Here is a 17,786-nt window from a genome sequence, read left to right as displayed (position 1 = left end):
AGGCTCAACCCTTTGCTCTGCTGCTGAATTTTGAGATAGATGTTAAGGTCTTTATGGCCGCTATAAAAGTGACTGGCATCCTCTACAGTCGGAATTGTTTGCTTAATGAAAGCCCCCCTTTAGCTGCGGCCTTATCGTGATCCAGGTACAATTTTACTGTAGGACATTGTTGCAAAATTTCCAAACTTTTGGCCACAAAGCTGAGTGAGTTCAACACCAGGAAATCACCGGCCATATCACGGCCATTTAGCGTTAGCAAAGACAAGAAATCTGTAAAGCCTTCAAATACGTGAACCGTGCCTATCCCATTATCGATGTAGGTCAGATCTTTGGGGGATGAGGATAGTTTAAGCTGTGCATTACGCAGTTCATAGCCACCCGAATTGTTTTTTAATCCGATAGCCAGATAACGCCGCTCGTTCAATGTAAACAATACTTCCCTGCACCATGCTTTAGCTGTGTAGTAATCTATCGCACGCTCATGTAGGTATTTTACTAACGTCAGGTTTTGTAATTCCTCAACCTTTATGATCTTTATTTTATGCTCTGGTTCAGCCCTCGTTTCTTTTACGGGCTGATGAAAAGAAAGAGAACGATCCCCGGCGCTTAGCCGGCTTAATAATTGTTCTACTGTACATCGATGCAGCCGAATGCCCAAGTCTATAAAATTCCCACCTACCCCCACGCCATGGTCAAACCAAGCATTGCGTTGGGTATTAACTTTAAAAGAGGCCGTGTGTTTTCCTCCCGAATCGGAGAGAGATACCAATGGTTAACCCCTTTAATATATTGTGGCCGGAACCCGCATTGCGCCAGGTAATCGACTATCGAAATTTGCCTGGCTTCGTCGCAATTCATTTTGCGCATAGGATTAAAGATTTGTTCAAAAATTTGTTGATTAGCTTTTTTTCATCGGCAATAGAACGGGGGCACCGCGAGCGAACCTGTGTTGGAGACCTGGCCGGTTACTGCCGCCATTCGGACCGGATGCAATTCGCATGGGAGATGGTCAACTAATGGAGCACCTGTCATTTACGTCGCGCCCTGCGTTTAAGCACAAAATCATCCGCCTTTGCAGCTATTTCCTCATAGGTTAGTTTTTTATGGGACATCAGCCACTTGAGAATTTCCTTTCTGGAAAAACGGACACCGCCAGAGGGCATGGCGATATAAGGAATTTTGCCTTTCGACTTTAGTTGGTAGATAGTTTGCCGGGCGTATCCGGTAGTTTTTTCTGCCACTTCGTAGCCACCAATTTCGTCGTCCTCTTCGGACGCCTGTACTGGTGCGGCAAGAATTGGAGTAGACTCTTTTAGAATGGTAATGAGATCGGAAACCTTCAGATCTATTACACGGGTGTTTTCATTTATGTTCATTTGCATTCCGTATTGATTTCGGAAGCAAATAAATAGCATAAAATAAACTTATACGAACGGTTGGTCGGTATCGAATGACCGTGTTTATATTAAGTCTTTAAGTATTATCAAGGTCGTGTTTTAACCTAATTTTTGAGCGCTTGTTTATACACATCCGTGTATTCTGCCGAGGTGGTGATATAGCGCTGACCTTCCAGAAAGACTAAATCCTTTTCGGGATTAAGTATAAAAATATCACGTAGAAGTTCACGATTTTTATGATGCAAAATATTTGATGAAAGCACCTTATGCTCTTCAATACAGAACCGAAGAAAACCTGCAATGGACTTATTAGCCGCATTGGCATAGACTGCTGAAACGATCTTAACTTTGTCGTTATCAAATTGGAAAAGTTCACCATTTTTGCTGCCCAGGTTCAGGCTGATCAGGAACTGATTAAAGGCCTCTTTCCTTTCTTCTAAAGTCCTACCTTGCAACCAGAAACTGTAAAAAGAAGTACCATTAATTTCATCAAATGAACTCGTAAACTCGGATTGATCTGGCATTTTTAATTTCCTTTTCCAGTCTTTGCTGATCAGAAGAAAATAAATCTCGTCACGTACCTTTTTTCGTTTCAAAGAAAACATATTACTCCCGAAAAAATATCCTCTATGGCAACAACCAGCGCTGCTAAAACTGATTCCGTAACCATTATTGAACTGGATTTATTATTTCCATAGTACAATAAATAAGAGATACAGATTATTATTGATAAAGAATATACTACTAATAGAATATAGTGAAACACCAGAGCCTGTATATAGAACCATCGCAGCTTTTGGCATTCAGCCTCAGTCAAGCCTTTAAAGTTATTTCTTATTTGCGCCAGCCTGTCTTCAAAACTAAGACCTCCAAAACGGTCACCCAGTTCATCGAGCCAATTTCTGTAACTAACAGATAAAATCAATTGTACAGGCACAATCCATAGCGCCAGTAAAATACTACAGATTATTATTGTCGTGCGAAACGTTGGTAATAAACTGTAAAATATGCAAAATATAATGACGGTTATAATTTCAATGAATATCCTATTCATCTGACAAACTCGGAAACTTTGACATTTCTACTTTTTTATTTTGATCAACAACTTTAGCATAAACGTATATCATCTCGGTTTTTAAAGCCGGAAATCTAACTAAGCAAATTTGAATTATCTTTTTTTAGTAAACGTGTTTTCTATGATCTTAAATTCATCTAAAGTTGGGTTAATTACATCAGTATCGAAAACGGACTTACTTTCATTCCAGTATGTTAATTCATTATCCTCAACATCAATAGGCAGTCCAATTAACTGCAAACTCCCATCATTGAACAGCTCGACTACAGCTATTAATACATCAGAAATTGACTTTACAAATTTAAAAGAATCGGGAAAATTGGGGTGTTGTTTTTTTTGGTAACCTATTGACAGAATATAGTTTATAATATTATCTGTTTGTATGAGGGGTGGAAATTTTAACATTTCAAACTTTTTCTTCTGATCGACTATTTTGGCATAAATCTGCGCCATTTCAATTTTGCTGTGTCCAAGTATTTCTTTGACGGTGTAGATGTCCATGCCAAACGTTAGCCCAATGGTGGCGAATGTATGTCGTGCAGCGTGGAAGTGCAGATTTTTCTTTAGCCCCGCTTCGAGTGCCCAAAACTTTAGGTAGACATTAACTACCTGGCTTGATGGCAAATCCCAGAAAATTTTTTTATTGATCGGGTGCTTTGAGAGATTTTCTAAGATTGACTTGGCATCATCGGTAAGTGGCACCATGACAATTTTTTTCGTGGTTTTAGCTGGCCGGAAAGTGATCTGATCATTTTCAATTTCACTATAAACTAATTTTTTTACGTCTGAGAACCGCAGCCCCGTGAAGCATGAAAATAAAAATGCTTGCCGAATTTGGCTATTTCCCCTTTTCGGAATAAAGCTGGCTAAAGTCCTGACCTCTTCGATGGTCAAGGTAGTGCGTTCGGTGTCGCCTTCTTCAATGATCTTAAATGTACTGAACGGCGATGCTGTAATCACGCCTTTAACTACCAGCTTATTAAAATGTTGCCGAAAAACGGATAAATACGCGTTAGTGGTATTTCTACTGACCTGGTTAAGCAGGTAACTTTGAAAGTTGTCTAACAAATCTTCATCTACGTCCTGAACTAAACATCTCTTTTGGGGAAATACCTCATAAGGTGAATAATAAGGCACTCCAATTTATAATTAAATTTCTTGGCCAAACATTGATCAAAGTAGTCTAACAGGTTATAATTTATTTTGACAGGCTGCTTATAACCGTGATCTGAAAAATTTAATTCGTTCTCTCTTTTATTGCGAAGAGCATTTATAATCTTAAGATTATCTTTGTCTGACTCAGTGATTCGGGTGCCCGGAACAGAATAGTCCTTACCGACATAAATCTTAAGGAACTCATAATTGCGCTTGCCTTTGCTCTCTACGGTATTTGAATAAATATCGAGATAAGCACTAAATTTGCCGCTGCTTAACTTTTTATATCTGACCGTTACCATAATTTATTTGTTACTTTTGTTACTCACGATATCCAAAAAGTAACATACCAGTAACAAAAATAACATAAAATAAGATCAATTGCAAAAAAGTAAAAGAAGATAAATTAACATAAAATATTGAAAATGACATATATAACTACCTTATCTTATTTCACTTTATCCTTTATTATTCACCCTTAAAAGTATGGCGGGTATCTACATACATATTCCTTTTTGCAAACAGGCATGTCATTACTGTGATTTTCATTTTAGTACCTCGCTTAAATACAAAGACGAGCTGTTGCATGCGCTGGTAAAGGAAATCAAACTGCAAAAAAACTATCTGGATAATGAAACTGTAGAAACCGTTTACTTTGGTGGTGGTACCCCTTCACTATTGGAAGCTGATGATATTAACCAGTTGATCAATACCATTACAGAACTGCACACAGTATCGTCTGATGCAGAGATAACACTGGAGGCCAATCCCGACGACCTGAATGATGCCAAAGTAAAGGCACTTCGCCAAACCGATGTGAACCGCTTTAGCATTGGTATCCAATCATTTTTTGACGAAGATCTGCTTTGGATGAACCGGGCGCACCGTAGCAGACATGCTGAAGCTTCTGTAAAAAGGGTTCAGGATGCAGGCTTTGAAAATATCACTGCTGACCTGATCTATGGCTATCCTTTGCTGACAGATACTAAGTGGAAACAGAACCTGGATAAGATATTTGCACTGTCTATCCCTCATATATCTTCCTACTCCATGACTGTTGAACCGCAAACCGCGCTGGCAGCCTTCATCAGCAAAAAAAAGCAGCCCCCTATGAATGATCAGCAGAGTGCAGCTCAGTTCACCGTGTTGATGGATGCGATGACCGATCATGGTTTTGAGCATTATGAAATATCAAACTTTTGCAAACCCGGGCATTATTCCAGGCATAACTCCAATTATTGGCGGGGCGTAAAATATTTGGGTATAGGCCCTTCGGCTCATTCTTATAACAGCGAAGCCCGGCAATGGAATATAGCCAATAATGCCAAATACATACAAAGCATTGAAACCGGCAAGCTCCCGGCCGAAACCGAGACGCTCACAGAAGAAAATCGACTTAATGAATATATCATGACCTCCATACGAACAATATGGGGCCTCGATCTGGATAAATTGAATGCGATAGCCAAAGCATCTGCAACTCCATTGCTTATTGCAGCCCGGCAATATTTTGATAATGGCTGGATAAATCAACAGAATAACATTTTATACCTTAGCCCTACCGGTAAACTTTATGCTGATAATATCGCGGCTGGCTTGTTTTTTTAATTGATTAATAGTACTTAAATCAATAGGTTGTAAGAATTAACTGTTTCAATAAAAACCGTTAAGCAATACTCCCCGTATCTTCTTTCAAATAGCTATTCTTATAAAACTTAACAAAACTTTCAAGAGCTCATGATAGTTTTGTTACATTGAAAAACAAAACAAACCAGCACCTTTAGGTGTCATTTAAAAACAATTTGATAAACTAATCACATCATGAAAAAACTGATCATAGCGGCCTTAGTATTGGCAACTTCTGCAATAACACTTAAAGCCAACGCGCAAACAAAAATGGTAGGTGGCGCGGCCATGTACCCTACAAAAAATATCATTCAAAATGCTGTTAACTCAAAAGATCATACCACACTGGTAGCCGCTGTTAAAGCTGCAGGTTTAGTGCCTACATTGTCATCAGCAGGCCCATTCACTGTGTTTGCACCAACTAACGAGGCATTTAATAAATTACCAGCCGGTACTGTCGATAACCTGGTTAAACCCGCAAACAAAGCTACCCTAATAAAAATTTTAACCTATCACGTAATCGCCGGTAAACTAAGCGCGGCCGATCTTTTGGCAAAGGTAAAAGATGGAAATGGCAAAGCCGAACTGAGTACTGTAAGTGGTGGAACTTTAACCGTTATGGAGCAAGGCAAAAAACTATACCTGGTGGATGAGAAAGGTGGCAAATCATGGATCACCATTGCCGATGTTAATCAGAGCAATGGCGTAATACATGTAGTTAATGCCGTACTAATGCCTAACTAAGTTTTATAAGTTTGGAGTAGTGAGTTATAAGTTTTGGATGGAATACTTGTAATATTATTATCATTCATTTAACTCATAACCCCAAAAGAAAGCCTGGCAATGCCGGGTTTTCTTTTTGCCAGCCGGCAAACCTTAGGCTCAATTATATTTTTTAACATAAAAGCTTATACCTTTTGGGGTTTTATTTCGTTATTTTGTTTGCTTTTCGGTATTTAAGTTAAATTAGTTTAAATAAAACAGCCGAAAAGCAATTACAATATGAGTTTTATCCTCCGCCCGATTGATACTGTTGAAAATATTTCTCCTGAAGATTTTAAGAAGAACTATTTAGATCCCCGCCGTCCGCTGGTTATAAAAGGGTTGACCAAAAGCTGGCCCGCCCGCGAAAAATGGACCCCGGAATATTTAAAGCAGGTTGTAGGCAAAAAGGTGGTGCCTTTATATGATAATTCAAAAGCCGATCCTTCAAAACCCATCAATTCATCGGCAACCGAAATGCCTTTTGATGAGTATATTGATATGATCCGCAGCCAGCCTACCGAACTGAGGATCTTCTTTTTTAATATTTTCAAACAGGCCCCTCAGCTTTTGGATGACATCGTATTGCCAAAAGACCTGATGGGTGGCTTTTTGGAAAGCATGCCAGCCATGTTTTTCGGCGGCTCCAACTCCGTTACTTTTTTACATTACGATATCGATCTGCCGCATATTTTCCATACGCATTTTGGTGGCCGCAAGCACGTGATCCTGTTTGAAAACAAATGGAAACGTCGCTTATACTGCATCCCGAATGCTACCTATGCTTTGGAAGATTATGATGTGGCAAATCCGGATGTCAAAAAATTCCCTGCGCTGGATGGCGTAGAAGGCATTGAAGTATTTTTAGAGCATGGCGATACCTTGTTTATGCCAACCGGTTACTGGCATTGGATGAAATATATCGACGGATCATACTCCTTAAGCCTGCGCGCCTGGGACGCGTCCATCAGTCGTAAAGCGGCAAGCTTATATAACCTGGCCATCAAAGGCGGGGTCGACAGCGTATTGAAAATGGCATTCAAAGAAAAATATGCCAAATTCCGCGAAGAGCTGGCCGTAAAATGGGCTAACCGCGAGCTTGCTGCCGGGAAACCTTTTTAAGTTGGACGTATTACATTGTACGTTTTAAAATATGCAATAGCGATGATTTCACTCATCGCTATTTTTGTTGAAGCTTTTCCGTCTCAAATCTCATATCTAACATCTCATATCCCTATGATGTATGATCACAAACGATCTTCCACTCCCCATTTATTTTTCTGAACCATAAAGTATAAAATCCACCAGGCGCATCTTTTTCACGCGTTAATTTCCAGCCACCAAACAAAAAGGCATTGGTAGCATCCAGCACTTTTACCTGTAATATGGTAAATTTAAGCTGTCCCATGGCCGCTTTATCCGGATAGCCTTTTTTATAATGATCAAGCGCTGTTTGCCATCCATAATTGGGTACTGCTTTACTTACAAACAACAGCGAATCTGATTTCCAGTAACCCTGCATAAAACCATCAATATCGCCCTTGTTCCAGGCCAGTTCCTGGTCATGCATCACTTTGAGTATGGCCTGCCTGTCCTGGGCTTGCACGAAATAAGAGATTATGATCAGGAAACAGGATAATATGTATTTTTTCATACCCTAATATAAACAGGATTTAGCGGATGAATACGATCTGGATGAAAAAGATTCTGTAGATTTTTAATTTCCGGGAAATGTCAAAAATTCGGTTAATCCTTCCAATCGCTAAATCCTGTTAAAAATCCTGCTATATTTGAAATATACTACACCTCCTTTACAATCAGCTTTATGAAAAATCAGGTATTAAGCTTCGGCGAAGTTTTGTGGGATGCTTTTGGCGATGGTAAAAAAGCCGGTGGTGCCCCCATGAATGTGGCAAGGCACTTAGTGCAGCAGGGCGTTAGTGTTGCTTTTGCAAGCTCGGTTGGTATAGATAGCAGTGGCGATGGTCTGGTAAATTTTTTACAAAAAAGCGGTCTTAACTCCCCCCTTATCCAGCGCGATGAGGATCTGCCGACTTGCGAAGTAACTGTGCAACTGGATGAAAACAATCAGGCTACTTATATTATACCTGCACCAGTGTCCTGGGATAATATCCAAACCACTGATGAATTAACCTCAGCCGGCAAAAAGGTATCAGCCATTGTGTATGGTAGCCTGGCTTGCCGTGATACCACCACCCGTGAAACCTTGCTTAACCTGCTTGATGAAACACCGGCGCTGAAAATTTTTGATGTAAACCTCAGGCCCCCTCACTATACATTATCTACCATCGAAACACTTGCCGCTCGTGCTCATGTAGTAAAAATGAACGAGGAAGAAGCAACCCTTTTAATAGGTGGCAGCAGTGATTCATTACGCGACCAGATCACCGAGTTCCGTTCCAAATATCATAATCAAACCATTTGCGTAACCCGTGGTGAAAACGGCGCTATAGTATGGCACGACCATGAATTTTATGAAAGCCCCGGCTGCCCTGTAAAAGTAAGCGACTCTGTAGGTGCCGGCGACGCCTTTTTGGCTACTTTCGTAGCTGGTTTACTGGCCAAACACCCTATGCAAACCATTGTTGATAAAGCATGTTCTGTAGGGGCTTTTGTGGCCAGCCAGCGTGGTGCCAACCCTGTTTACCCATCGGAATTGCTGAATAGCCTGGCGTATTTGTAAGTTCGTTAAACTCTAAATGCTTTTTAATATGTCATTGCGAGGAGGAACGACGAAGACAACCGACCGTAGGGAGCTCATTAATACCGTTAAAAACAAACACAATATTAATAATCCCGTAGCTATTCCTATCTACGGGAACGCGAGGAGATTGCCACGCTATCGCTCGCAATGACATATGTTATAAGTTTCGCAATAACGTGCAAAGAAAAGCACTTTAATCTGCACATCTGAAATCCGCATATCCCCACATCTACCTTTTGTCATACTTACCTAACAATTTGCTTTAGTATCTGTCAAACCAAACTTTTAAGAATAATTATCCGTTTCTTTATATAAGAAAGGATACGATATGCGTGGTTTTGGATTTTCCAAATTTAAGCCAAACCAGATCCCCAAAGGCGGATTTGAAGAATTATTAAAATTATTCCTGGAATTGCTCAACTATACTTCGGGCGATGCGGGCGAAGCTTTAGCCTGGCTTAACGAACTCGATAAACAATACAACCTAACCAATGATGATTATGGCATGGGTGATTTTATTGACGAACTGAAACAAAAAGGCTACCTGGATGAGGACCGTCAGAACGGTGGTTTTAACATCACCGCAAAAACAGAGCAAAGCATCAGGCAATCAGCACTGGAAGAGATCTTTGGCAAGCTCAAAAAATCAGGTAAAGGCAATCACCGCAGTCCACAATCGGGTCAGGGTGATGAAAAAAATGCCGAACGCCGCGAGTTTGAGTTTGGCGACAGTTTGGATCAGATAGATATGACCCAATCTATCCATAATGCACAGGTTAACCATGGCATAGGCGATTTTATGATGACCGAGCGCGACCTGGAAGTTGAGGAAATGGACTATAAAACCCTTACTTCTACCGTGCTGATGATCGATATTTCACACTCTATGATCCTATATGGTGAAGACAGGATAACCCCTGCAAAAAAAGTAGCCATGGCTTTGGCCGAACTGATCCGCACCAAATACCCTAAAGACACATTGGATATTGTAGTTTTTGGTAACGATGCCTGGCCCATTACTTTACAGGATCTCCCTTATTTACAGGTTGGCCCATATCATACCAACACTTATGCCGGGCTGGAACTGGCTACCGATCTGCTTCGCCGGCGTAAAACACACAACAAACAGATCTTTATGATCACCGATGGTAAACCTACCTGTTTAAAGGAGGGTACCCAGTACTATAAAAACAGCATCGGGCTCGACAGAAAAGTGGTTAACAAAACACTCAACATGGCTGCCCAGTGTAAACGCTTAAAAATCCCCATTACTACCTTTATGATAGCTAAAGATCCTTATCTGCAGCAGTTTGTTCGTAAATTTACGGAAACCAACGGCGGCAAGGCTTTTTACAGTTCTTTAAATAATTTAGGGGAGTATATTTTTGAGGATTATGCCAGAAACAGAAGGAAATCGGTAAGGTAAGATCAGATACAAGAAGTTAGAGTCAAGAATCAGGACAAAAGGCAATCGGTGAAATCAAAAAAGCATCAGTGAAATCAAAGCAATGAAGATTGACCGTATAGATCACCTGGTTTTAACCGTAAATGACATAGAGACAACCTGCGCATTTTATACAAACGTGTTAGGTATGGAGGTTGAAACATTTGGTGAGGGTAGAAAAGCCCTGAAGTTTGGCAATCAAAAACTCAACCTGCATCAAAAAGGAAAGGAGTTTGAGCCAAAAGCTGATCATCCTACCCCCGGTGCTATTGATATTTGTTTTATCACAACAGACACTATTGAACAGCTTAAAGCAGAACTCGAAAATAAGAACATACAAACACAGGGAATATTTGAACGTACTGGCGCAACTGGCAAAATACGGTCGATCTATTTCCGCGACCCTGATCAAAATCTGATCGAGGTTAGTAATTACCTATAACAAAGCATTTAGATGAATAAACTACTGGATATAAAAACCCTTGGTGAATTAAAAAAAACGGATTACAAAAGTCGATCGGTAAAAGATGAATTACGTGCCAACCTCATTACCCAATTAAAAAAACGCGAAGGCGGTTTTGAAGGTATCGTTGGTTTTGAAGATACTGTTATACCCGATCTGCAAACTGCTATCCTGTCAAGGCACAACATATTACTGCTGGGCTTACGTGGTCAGGCCAAAACGCGTATCGCGCGCCTGCTGGTTAACTTGTTGGATGAATATATACCTTATATTGAAGGCTCCGACTTGTTTGATGATCCGTATAACCCTATCTCCTGGTACGGCCATAACGCTGTAACTCAATTAGGCGATGCAACCCCTATAGGTTGGATCCACCGTTCAGAGCGTTATACCGAAAAACTGGCTACACCTGATGTGACCGTTGCCGACCTGATCGGTGACGTCGACCCTATCAAGGCTGCCACTTTAAAACTAACCTATTCAGACGAACGGGTTATCCATTTTGGATTGATCCCCCGCGCACACCGTGGCATCTTTGTGATCAATGAGCTTCCCGATCTACAGGCCCGTATCCAGGTATCATTATTTAATATCTTACAGGAAAGAGATATCCAGATCCGTGGTTTTAAACTGCGTTTACCACTGGATATCCAGTTTGTATTTACCGCCAACCCAGAGGATTATACTAATCGCGGTTCCATTGTTACGCCTTTAAAGGACCGTATCGAAAGCCAGATATTAACGCATTATCCACGCACGGTTGAAATTTCCCGAAAGATCACCCAGCAGGAAGCCTCCCTTACCGATGAGCAGCGTGCCAATATTGAGGCCGATAGCCTGGTAAAAAACCTGGTAGAGCAGATCGCTTTTGAAGCGCGCAATTCTGAATACATCGATAAAAAATCTGGTGTCTCAGCACGTTTAACCATTTCAGCATTTGAAAACCTGATCAGCAATGCCGAACGCCGCATGATCATCAATAACGAAATCACCACGTTCGTGCGTATCACCGACTTTTTAGGTGTAATACCGGCCATTACCGGCAAAATTGAACTGGTATATGAAGGCGAACTGGAAGGTCCGGGTAAAGTGGCCAATATCCTGATAGGTAAAGCCATTAAATCGTCTTTACTGGAGTTTTTCCCTGACCCTGAAAAAGCAAAAAAGGCTAAGGGCGTAAACCCATATGCCAGCATCATAAACTGGTTTGGCGAAGGCAATAACCTGGCGCTGGTTGATGATATGCCACTACAGGAATATAAAAAAGCCCTTAATGAGGTGGCCGGATTAAAAGACCTGGTTAAAAAAACCCATCCACGCCTCACCGAAAATCAACAGTTACTGCTGATGGAATTTGTATTGCATGGCCTGTCGGAGTTTTCACAACTCAACAAAGGTTTCCTGGATAATGGCTTCGCGTTTTCAGATATGTTCAACAGTTTGTTTAATTTGCAGCCCGATGATGAAGACGATCTCGATTTAGACGATGATCGTTATTAATTAAAAAAGCATCAAGTAGCTAGTATCAAGTATCAAGACTTTTGAAGTGCTTAAAAAATTGCGACTTTCGTGATACTTGATACTAGCTACTTGATACTAAAAATAAAATGAGGGAACAGGCACTCAACATAACACTGATTGTTACTATACTACTGCTTATTGACCTGTATGTATTGCACGGCATACGCGGCGCGTTTAAAAAATGGAGGTTGCCCCACTCGGGCGACTTTACTTTTTTTTACTGGTTTATTTCTGTTTTATTGATAGCCGCTTTGCTGTTGGCTATTTATATCAACTTAGGCGTAGGGATAAGGGCGGCGGTATTGATGGCTTTTTTCCTGATCTTTTTAGGGAAGATATCGTTTCTACCCTTTCTCATGATCGATGACCTGAGACGAATGCTGGTATTGCGGCGTAACCGGTTAAAAAGAAAACCCGAAGATATCAGTATCCCTCCACAAGAGCACGCCATACCCCGTTCGGAGTTTTTGATGAAAGCTGGTTTACTTGCAGGTGCCATCCCCCTGGCTGCTATCAAGATCAGCATGCCTAAAGGCTTGTATGATTATCATGTAAAATATCAAACCATGTATTTGCCCAATTTGCCCAAAGCCTTTGATGGTATCAAACTGGGGCAAATATCCGATATACATTCGGGTAGCTTTTACAATAAAAAAGCAGTACTTGGCGGTGTTGAAATGCTTCTTAAAGAAAAACCCGACCTTATATTTTTTACCGGTGACCTGGTAAACGGACAGTCCAATGAAATGATCCATTACCAGGATATTTTTTCCAAAGTAAAAGCTCCTTTAGGCGTCTATAGTTCGCTTGGCAATCATGATTATGGCGATTATGGGACATGGCCCTCCATGGCCGATAAAAAGAAAGATCATGAGGACCTGATAGCCACACATAAAAATATGGGCTGGAATCTGTTACTTAACGAACACCGGCGCTTAAAAGTTAATGGCGAAGAAATAGGCATACTGGGGGTTGAAAACTGGGGCGAACTGACGATGTTCCCCAAGTATGGCCGCATGGATCTGACTACCAAGAATACGGATGACCTCCCGGTGAAACTATTGCTGTCTCATGATCCCTCACATTGGCGCGGAGAGGTATTGTCTCAATACCCTCAAATAGATGCCATGTTTTCGGGTCATACCCACGGCATGCAGTTTGGCGTTCGTACCGATTACTTTCAATGGAGCCCTATTGAGTACGTTTACAAAGAGTGGGCTGGCCTGTACCAGGAAGGTAAACAGCAATTATACGTGAACGTGGGCTACGGTTTTGTTGGTTTGGCAGGCAGGGTTGGAATATTACCGGAGATTACGATATTTACATTAAAAGCCGGCCAGGACCCTTCGGGATACCGATCATAACAGATCAAAATGCAGGCGGACATTCATAACAAATGAAAAAAATATTTCAACCTGTTTTTGACTTTCTGCTTTTCAGTAATATTTTCATGTCGCTTTGCGCTGTTGCCCAGGCACTGCTCACCTTTCAGCTGGTTGGTGAAAAACCGATGTTTCCGGTTTTAGCATTGTTATTTACATCAACCCTGGGCATTTACAATTTTTGCATTCTCATTGCACGCCCCAAACAGCCCGAATTATCCCCATATAAACGGGTACGCTGGTTTTTTGCACACTACAGGCTCATGGTAACTTTTACTATTGTGTCTTTACTATCCCTTGTACCCCTGTTTTTTTTAATTACTACCGAATCAAAAATATTACTCATTTTTCTGGCTTGCTTATCATTTACGTATGGCCTGCCATTGTTCACGGTTGGTGATCATAAATTCGGGCTTCGTAACATACCCGGCTTAAAACCATTCCTGATCACGCTGGTATGGACCTTGAGTTGCGTCCTGTTCCCGGTATTGGAGATATTACATCTGCATACCAATGATATCTCTATGCACGATATTACCATCCTGATAGCCAAACGCTTTCTGTTTATCGGCGCCCTCACCATTCCCTTTGATATCCGCGACTTATTTGACGACCGCAAACAAGGTTTAAAAACCATCCCGGTTGCATGGGGTGAAAAAAACGCCTACCTGTTTTGCCAGGTTCTGCTCGCTGGCTATGTTGTTTTATTATTTCTGTTCAGAGCTAATGGCTTTAGTACTGATTTTTGGGCTTTAACCGCTACCGTTATTTTAACAGGCTGGCTCATATTTAAATCGGCCTGGGAAAAAGATGAGTATTACTATTTCTTTTATATGGACGGGGTGCTCATATTACAATATGTGATACTGATGGCATTCCGGTTCCTTTTTGGCCATTAGAACAATGGCGGCTAACTTCAACAATTCAGCCTGGTTTTATGATGGTCTTTCCCGCCTGGTATATGGTCGTGCGTTGATAAACGCGCAATTATACCTGCTCAGTTTTATTGAGCCCGACTCCCGGGTACTTATTGTGGGCGGCGGTACCGGCTGGATATTGGAAGAGCTTACAAAAATACACCCTTCAGGTCTATGCATTACCTATGTAGAAATTGCAGCAGCCATGATGGATCTATCAAAAAAAAGAGATACTGGCAGCAACGAGGTAGTTTATATTCAAAGTGCCATTGAACAAGTAACCTTAACACCCGATTTTGATGTGGTGATCACCTCCTTCCTGTTTGATAATTTTACGGAGCAAACACTACATATAGTATTCAACCATATTCATGCTTTACTAAAACCACTGGGACTGTGGCTTAATGCAGATTTTCAGCTTACCGGCAGGTGGTGGCAACAGCTTTTATTAAAAAGCATGTTTGTTTTTTTCAGGTTGATCTGTGGTATTGAGGCCAGTAAACTACCCGGGATAAAGACACGTTTCACTGCTAACAGCTATGCCATGGTGGATGAAAAGACCTTTTTTAATGATTTTATTGTGGCAAGCGTGTACGGAAGAAGCCCCTAAAGGGGGAACAAGGAGTCCACTTTTATGCGCACATAAACTCCGGTTCGCATTTTAAGCCACTCTGAGTCTTTCATAGAGTACCCTGCACAATAAAATTGGGCTGGAAATCCCCCATCTCCAAAGGAATAAATAACATGGTTTACAGTGTAAACCCACTTTTGATATAAAAATTAATATAATTATCTCATTTTCAGATATATAAAAAATATAAACCATAAAAAGTGTAAACCATGTAAACCCGCTTTTTAACAAAAAACGCGTCATTGCGAGGTACGAAGCAATCTCTATGCTATACAGAGCGGACCTTCTTATTGGGGATTGCTTCGTACCTCGCAATGACGCTGGGGTAAATAATGTGAGCTCTTACTGGTTATACACAAACTTATACCCTATTCCCCTTACCGTTTGCAGGTATTGTGGTGAATCGGCATTGGTTTCGATCTTTTTACGCAAACGTACAATGTGCATATCCAGGGTACGTGTATTTACATCGGCATTGTAACCCCAAACCTCCATCATCAGCTCTTCGCGGTTAATCACTTTATTCTTATTTTTCAGAAAATAAAGCAATATCCGGTTTTCCAATATGGTCAGTTCAATTTTGCGGTTATCCCTGATCAGTAAGTGCGTATTGGGTAAATGCTCCATATTGGCAAAACGATACGACTCTGATTTTTCACTATTGAGTGAGAATTTGATCTTATTGTCGATCATCGCTACCAGCACATCCATATTAAATGGCTTGGTAATATAGTCGGATACACCAAAGTTATAAGCCTCTATCTTGTCAACATCCTGGGCTTTTGCAGTCATCATAATGATCAGCTTATCATATCCTTTTTCCCTAATGCTGCTGCATACCTGTGATCCTGGCTTACCTGGCAACATCCAGTCGAGCAATACAATATCCGGTTGTTCATCCAGTATAATGCGTTCGGCATCGTCGCCATTATCAGCTTCCAATACTTTATATCCTTCTGACTGTAAACGTTCTGCCACCAGAAAACGCAGGTTTTCATCATCTTCAACCAGCGCAATTTTAATTTCTTTGTTCATATTTTAATTTTCATATGGAAGCGTAACTATAAATTCCGAACCCTCATTAACTTTACTATGAACAACTATATCGCCATCCATAAAATTAACCAGTTCTTTACAAAAAGCCAAACCCAAGCCCACGCTCCCGTTTTGGTTATACTGATTTTCTATCCTGTAAAATTTCTTAAATATATTATTTAACTCCTCTTTAGGTATACCTATGCCCCTGTCAACAAATGAAAATACAATATCACCCTTTTTGTGCGTAATATTTATATTCAGCTCCTTTTTTTGCGGATGGGAATACTTATAAGCGTTTTCGATCAAGTTTTGGAATACACTACCTAACAACACCGGATCGGTATAAAATGTGTCAACACCGTTTACTTTACAATTCAATTTAAAGTCGGGATACTTTATTTTAAACGTTTCGGTATACCGGCTTACAAAATCATCCACCACTATCTCTTCCTTTTTAAGGGTGATGGATTTATTTTCTAGCTGGGTAAATGACAGCAACTTATTCATCAGATCATTAAGCTTATCAGCCTCTTCATCCAGTATTTTGCCATAATGCTTACGCTGCCTTTCGGTAAGCTCCCCGTCACCGCGCAGATTTGACCCCGCGATTTTTATAACGCTTACCGGCGTTTTAAACTCATGGGTGAAATTATTGATAAAGTCATATTGCAGCTTAAACAACTTGATATTGACATTCAAATTGCGGTATATGAGCCAGCCAATAAGTACTAAAAAAAGCGATATTAATAGCACCACCGCGCCTATGGGCATAAAACGCCGGTTAATTTCGTTAGCCAGGTAACCCCGCTCTGAGCTAAAAAATAATTTATAATCAGAAAATGAAATAGGGAGCGAAACTTCGGTTATCAACTTATCACCTTCGCTATCAACAGGATCATAAACAACAGGTTGTATAGATACACTCTGGTACAGCTCATGGCGTGTGTTTTTTATCTTTAACCGGTACGGGTCGAGATGAAAGGTCATCATGTTTTGTTTGTACGATGCCTTAACGGTATTTCGTTGCTGCAGATCACGGTATATTCTGATATCCTCACGCCTTAATATATTGGTGTAAGTGATCTTATTGGGTTTTACATCCCAAAATGTCTTGAACAACTCATCCTGGCTGGATACCCGGCTTGTATCAGAAAAAGCGATATAGTTATCGAGCTTAACCGCCATTTCTTTAAAATCAGACTCATCAGAGGGACTGATCCTTTTGGCTCCAAACACCTTCCCTCTTTTATACCAATATTGATATATCCCTCTAACAGATATATCCAGGTTGTTTCTGCGGATGGTGATAGGAGCTTTACTGCCTATCAGTACGTCATAAAAAACGATACTTCTTACAAATGCATAATCATGAAAAACCGATGCTGCATATTTGGCTGCCGAAGCAGAGTCTAAAAAACCCTGGTACGAGGTGATCTCAGGTATTTTATTCTGAAAAAAATCATAATACGGCTTTATAGTTTGCTCCAATACTTCAATTTTTTTTGAACCAAACTCATTCTCCACATATTTTGCCGTAAGGTTGTAGGATACAAAAAGCGCCACCACAAAAGTTACCGATATGAGCACCAAAAATATGATGATCAGCAAAAAGCTTTTGCGGTAAGCATTTTTATGTACAGGCATAAGGGG

18 protein-coding genes are annotated in these 17,786 nt (G+C 40.7%); 10 read left to right on the top strand and 8 right to left on the bottom strand.

The features are described from left to right. Positions 1-82: 82 nt before the first annotated feature. From BLR84_RS18810 to BLR84_RS30590, 5 genes are all read right to left on the bottom strand, one after another. Positions 83-769, bottom strand: coding sequence for a toprim domain-containing protein (locus tag BLR84_RS18810; RefSeq protein WP_090471215.1), 687 nt, complete (start codon positions 767-769; stop codon positions 83-85). Between the two features lie 259 nt (positions 770-1,028). Continuing rightward, complete coding sequence (locus tag BLR84_RS18805) at positions 1,029-1,376, bottom strand: helix-turn-helix transcriptional regulator (protein WP_143013944.1); 348 nt, start codon at positions 1,374-1,376, stop codon at positions 1,029-1,031. Positions 1,377-1,501: 125 nt separating this feature from the next. Further along, on the bottom strand, positions 1,502-1,921 hold the full coding sequence (locus BLR84_RS18800) for a hypothetical protein (RefSeq protein WP_143013943.1): 420 nt from the start codon (positions 1,919-1,921) through the stop codon (positions 1,502-1,504). 644 nt (positions 1,922-2,565) lie between these two features. Then, positions 2,566-3,609 carry a site-specific integrase gene (locus tag BLR84_RS18790; RefSeq protein ID WP_176852103.1) on the bottom strand — a complete coding sequence of 348 codons (1,044 nt, stop codon included), beginning with the start codon at positions 3,607-3,609 and terminating at the stop codon, positions 2,566-2,568. Further along, positions 3,561-3,929, bottom strand: a complete 369-nt coding sequence (locus BLR84_RS30590; protein ID WP_090471206.1) for a hypothetical protein — start codon at positions 3,927-3,929, stop codon at positions 3,561-3,563. The genes BLR84_RS18790 and BLR84_RS30590 overlap by 49 nt, the downstream gene beginning before the upstream one ends. Before the next feature lie 184 nt (positions 3,930-4,113). On the opposite strand from BLR84_RS30590, the gene hemW reads away from it, so the two are divergent. The 3 genes from hemW to BLR84_RS18770 all read left to right on the top strand — a co-directional run bounded on the left by hemW (position 4,114) and on the right by BLR84_RS18770 (position 7,137). Further along, positions 4,114-5,235, top strand: a complete 1,122-nt coding sequence (gene hemW / locus BLR84_RS18780) for a radical SAM family heme chaperone HemW (protein ID WP_090471204.1) — start codon at positions 4,114-4,116, stop codon at positions 5,233-5,235. Between the two features lie 213 nt (positions 5,236-5,448). Next, on the top strand, positions 5,449-5,997 hold the full coding sequence (locus BLR84_RS18775) for a fasciclin domain-containing protein (RefSeq protein WP_090471202.1): 549 nt from the start codon (positions 5,449-5,451) through the stop codon (positions 5,995-5,997). Between the two features lie 258 nt (positions 5,998-6,255). Next, on the top strand, positions 6,256-7,137 hold the full coding sequence (locus BLR84_RS18770) for a cupin-like domain-containing protein (RefSeq protein ID WP_090471200.1): 882 nt from the start codon (positions 6,256-6,258) through the stop codon (positions 7,135-7,137). Positions 7,138-7,249: 112 nt separating this feature from the next. Here BLR84_RS18770 and BLR84_RS18765 read toward each other — a convergent pair whose 3' ends face one another. Continuing rightward, positions 7,250-7,669: a YybH family protein gene (locus BLR84_RS18765; protein WP_090471198.1), complete on the bottom strand. Its 420-nt coding sequence runs from the start codon at positions 7,667-7,669 to the stop codon at positions 7,250-7,252. A 171-nt stretch (positions 7,670-7,840) separates the two neighbouring features. Here BLR84_RS18765 and BLR84_RS18760 point away from each other — a divergent pair, with 171 nt between their 5' ends. The 7 genes from BLR84_RS18760 to BLR84_RS18730 all read left to right on the top strand — a co-directional run bounded on the left by BLR84_RS18760 (position 7,841) and on the right by BLR84_RS18730 (position 15,077). Beyond that, entirely contained in the window at positions 7,841-8,719 is an 879-nt protein-coding gene (locus tag BLR84_RS18760) for a carbohydrate kinase family protein (protein ID WP_090471197.1), read from the top strand. A 349-nt stretch (positions 8,720-9,068) separates the two neighbouring features. After that, entirely contained in the window at positions 9,069-10,166 is a 1,098-nt protein-coding gene (locus BLR84_RS18755; RefSeq protein ID WP_090471194.1) for a vWA domain-containing protein, read from the top strand. Between the two features lie 82 nt (positions 10,167-10,248). Continuing rightward, on the top strand, positions 10,249-10,626 hold the full coding sequence (locus BLR84_RS18750) for a VOC family protein (protein WP_090471192.1): 378 nt from the start codon (positions 10,249-10,251) through the stop codon (positions 10,624-10,626). A 12-nt stretch (positions 10,627-10,638) separates the two neighbouring features. Beyond that, positions 10,639-12,147: a sigma 54-interacting transcriptional regulator gene (locus tag BLR84_RS18745; RefSeq protein ID WP_090471190.1), complete on the top strand. Its 1,509-nt coding sequence runs from the start codon at positions 10,639-10,641 to the stop codon at positions 12,145-12,147. 107 nt (positions 12,148-12,254) lie between these two features. Further along, a complete protein-coding gene (locus BLR84_RS18740; RefSeq protein WP_090471187.1) occupies positions 12,255-13,532 on the top strand; it encodes a metallophosphoesterase in 1,278 nt (425 codons plus the stop codon). A 32-nt stretch (positions 13,533-13,564) separates the two neighbouring features. Continuing rightward, positions 13,565-14,449 carry a UbiA family prenyltransferase gene (locus BLR84_RS18735; RefSeq protein WP_176852102.1) on the top strand — a complete coding sequence of 295 codons (885 nt, stop codon included), beginning with the start codon at positions 13,565-13,567 and terminating at the stop codon, positions 14,447-14,449. Between the two features lie 4 nt (positions 14,450-14,453). Further along, positions 14,454-15,077, top strand: coding sequence for a class I SAM-dependent methyltransferase (locus BLR84_RS18730; protein ID WP_090471185.1), 624 nt, complete (start codon positions 14,454-14,456; stop codon positions 15,075-15,077). 363 nt (positions 15,078-15,440) lie between these two features. Here the strand turns inward: BLR84_RS18730 and BLR84_RS18725 are convergent, their stop codons facing one another. Together BLR84_RS18725 and BLR84_RS18720 are read right to left on the bottom strand one after the other, a co-directional pair. Continuing rightward, complete coding sequence (locus BLR84_RS18725) at positions 15,441-16,133, bottom strand: response regulator transcription factor (protein WP_090471183.1); 693 nt, start codon at positions 16,131-16,133, stop codon at positions 15,441-15,443. A gap of 3 nt (positions 16,134-16,136) precedes the next feature. After that, a complete protein-coding gene (locus BLR84_RS18720; RefSeq protein WP_090471181.1) occupies positions 16,137-17,780 on the bottom strand; it encodes a sensor histidine kinase in 1,644 nt (547 codons plus the stop codon). Between the last annotated feature and the right edge of the window lie 6 nt (positions 17,781-17,786).

Source organism: Mucilaginibacter sp. OK268 (assembly GCF_900103125.1).
Classification (GTDB): Bacteria; Bacteroidota; Bacteroidia; order Sphingobacteriales; family Sphingobacteriaceae; genus Mucilaginibacter.
The sequence above is the reverse complement of the archived record's forward strand: the minus strand, read 5'-3'. Positions and strand labels throughout refer to the sequence as shown.